2 protein-coding genes and 1 tRNA gene are annotated in these 2,754 nt (G+C 45.3%); all 3 read left to right on the forward strand.

The genetic code is table 11. The annotated features are described in order from the left end of the window. The first annotated feature begins 116 nt into the window (after positions 1-116). The 3 genes from PGW94_RS04455 to PGW94_RS04465 all read left to right on the forward strand — a co-directional run bounded on the left by PGW94_RS04455 (position 117) and on the right by PGW94_RS04465 (position 1,551). On the forward strand, positions 117-383 hold the full coding sequence (locus tag PGW94_RS04455; RefSeq protein WP_271759046.1) for a hypothetical protein: 267 nt from the start codon (positions 117-119) through the stop codon (positions 381-383). Positions 384-527: 144 nt separating this feature from the next. Then, on the forward strand, positions 528-1,445 hold the full coding sequence (locus tag PGW94_RS04460) for a bifunctional 5,10-methylenetetrahydrofolate dehydrogenase/5,10-methenyltetrahydrofolate cyclohydrolase (protein WP_271759048.1): 918 nt from the start codon (positions 528-530) through the stop codon (positions 1,443-1,445). A 33-nt stretch (positions 1,446-1,478) separates the two neighbouring features. Then, positions 1,479-1,551, forward strand: a tRNA-Val gene (locus PGW94_RS04465). The last annotated feature ends 1,203 nt before the right edge of the window (positions 1,552-2,754 follow it).

Below are 2,754 nucleotides of genomic sequence, written 5' to 3' on the forward strand. Positions count from 1 at the left end.
ATACCCAACTTCAACCTCAACACGAGCACCGCCAACTCCATATCCTACGCTTATTTGTATTCTATTTGTCTTATTGCATCTTACTCTGATACTGGAAAACAAGAAGACCGTGGCGGATGGTTTTTCGGAGAATAGGGCATATCAGGTATGCGCTATCCACCGGAGAAAACGCTGTTGTTATCGTGAATAACTACGATTGTTCTTGTCCCGTATGTGTTGCCATGCGTGCAGTTGAAAGTGGGAGCTGTCAATACCGACTACGTAACAATAGCCTTATGAGGCATGGTCTCATTGTTTGGCGCGATTACGTGCTACATGTGTTGTGTAGGGAAATTACGTTTGAGGTATTGACTCAGGGCATATCTGGTGTAATGTTCCCTTAGTGCCCTGGAGCTGCTGTGTCTTTCGTTAAATCCCTATTGTAGTCCGTAAGTGATGCTGATATGGTGAGGACGGCGCCTGTACCTCTTCGTGTTTTAGGGCTTTGAAGGTAGTAGTCTGCTTGTTTAAAATATTTTTGTGAATTTATGAACGCAACTAACAGTAACATCATAGACGGGAAGCGTGCGGCCACCGATTTGCTGGCGCAGCTAGGCTTAGTAATTGACAGTCTGAAGAATGAGCACGGATTAGTGCCCGCACTGGTCGTCATCATAGTAGGGGATGATCCAGCAAGCAAATTGTATGTTGGTAACAAGCAGAGAAAAGCTGAAGAGCTTGGGCTTGTGTCAAAGACTATTGCCTTGCCCGCAGAAACTACTCAGGCCGAACTATTAAGTATTATTGATGCTCTTAATGCAGATGCAAATGTGCACGGTATCTTGGTGCAGCTGCCGTTACCCAGGCACATAGACAAAATTTTGGTCATAAACTCTATAAATCCGGAAAAAGATGTTGATGGGTTCCACAACGCAAATGCGGGAAAGCTGCTGACAGGGCAAATGGACTGCATGATACCCTGTACGCCACAGGGATGTATACATCTGATAAAAAAGGCAACAACTAAGCTTGCAGGACGTAAAGCCGTTGTGATAGGTAGGTCTAACATTGTTGGTAAACCGGTGGGGTTACTGTTACTTTACGAAAACTGCACTGTTTCAATCTTGCACTCTTCGACCGCTGATATTCATGAACATTGCAGAAACGCTGAGATAGTTGTAGCTGCAGTGGGAAAAGCCCGCATGGTGCAGGCAGAATGGGTGCAGCCGGGTGCGATAGTGATCGATGTGGGTATCAACTTGATCACTAACGAGGGAAAAAATAAGTTTGTAGGCGATGTTGACTTCGAACCTGTAAGTGCCAAAGCCTCTGCGATTACTCCAGTACCAGGAGGTGTTGGCCCAATGACCATAGCGTTCCTCATGGTTAATACTGTGTTGGGTGCATGTATGCAAAACGGTATCAAAAAGCAGTACGAAATCATAAAAAGTTCTCTGTTGCAGTGAGCCTGTTTATGGTTTAGAGTAGACGGACGTCAGGGGCGGTTAGCTCAGTTGGTAGAGCGCCTCGTTTACACCGAGGAAGTCAGCAGTTCGAGTCTGTTACTGCCCACTCTTTAGCGGTAAGTCGCGGGTTTTCTTGGCGTTCTTCTTGTTCCGTTTATTTCCCTAGTGCTGGTTAGATTGGCACCGCTGCGGTGCCTGATTTTATTGCCGGCATTGGTACATTCTCCTTCCACCAGTGATACAACAGATATGGTTCTGCATCATATAGGTTTCATCAAAGAGCTTTCCTATTCAATGCTACATTTGCCTTTATCAGAACGTGTGTACGCCAAATTCCCCTTGTCGTATTTGCGATGTAGCCTGCTGGGTGCAACCATAGGTGAGAGAAATACCGGAGAACACTGTGCTGTAGCAGATAAGAGTTACAAGTTTCGTTTCTGCAGTGTCCTGTAGGCAGGCTTTTCTTTTGCTACGCGGATACTGCGTATCTTGTAGACATTACTACGCTCACGTTTTCTAGAAGGGCGGATATAGTGTCGTAAGACTCTTATGAGAAGTAAACTTGTGAGACTCAGCATTAGGGTACTGTGATTATATAGCATTGATTTTTGACGCGGAACCCACCATACCGAGCCTGTCTTGCGGTTCTGGCAAAAGCAATTCTATTGGACAGGGACCTAACGTGTGTGGTAATGGGATCTAGGATTTGCACTACTCTAGGTAATTCCGCTCCAAGAACATGTGTAATGGCTACAGTTTTACGGGTCTGCGACTATTTACAAAAAAGACAATGTCGCACTATTGCCGAATGGCTTTACGCACTGGTACATGAAATATGTCTGGGGTAAAATCCGCGGTGCTAAAGTACTATTACGTCGCACAATAGCTGATTATTCGTAAAATCGACCATTGGCGTGGCACACATGCGGAACTCACCAAACAGTGACTGCGAAAGGGTTATATGAGCTGCATTTTGAGTTATACGTTGTAACAAGGTTCGATCGTTGCGCATGAAAAAGGCGCTGCTGTCGCTCACAATTTCGTACTGTATATCAATAGTTTTGAGGCCGAAAAGTAATGTGTAGCTGCGAAGACTTCGCAGCGCGTGTTGGGTATGGAGTGTTATGCATTCTGGTAATAGACACAATTTTCTGTATCGGACAAAAACTCTTTACGGCATTACATATAGTGATATGGCGCTGTTCTGCTGTTCTGCTGTTCTGCTGTTCTGCTGTTCTGCTGTTCTGCTGTTCTGCTGTTCTGCTGTTCTGCTGTTCTGCTGTTCTGCTGTTCTGCTGTTCTGCTGTTC

Origin of the sequence: Candidatus Anaplasma sp. TIGMIC, assembly GCF_028204095.1 — a bacterium.
In the GTDB taxonomy this organism is placed as follows: Bacteria; Pseudomonadota; Alphaproteobacteria; order Rickettsiales; family Anaplasmataceae; genus Anaplasma.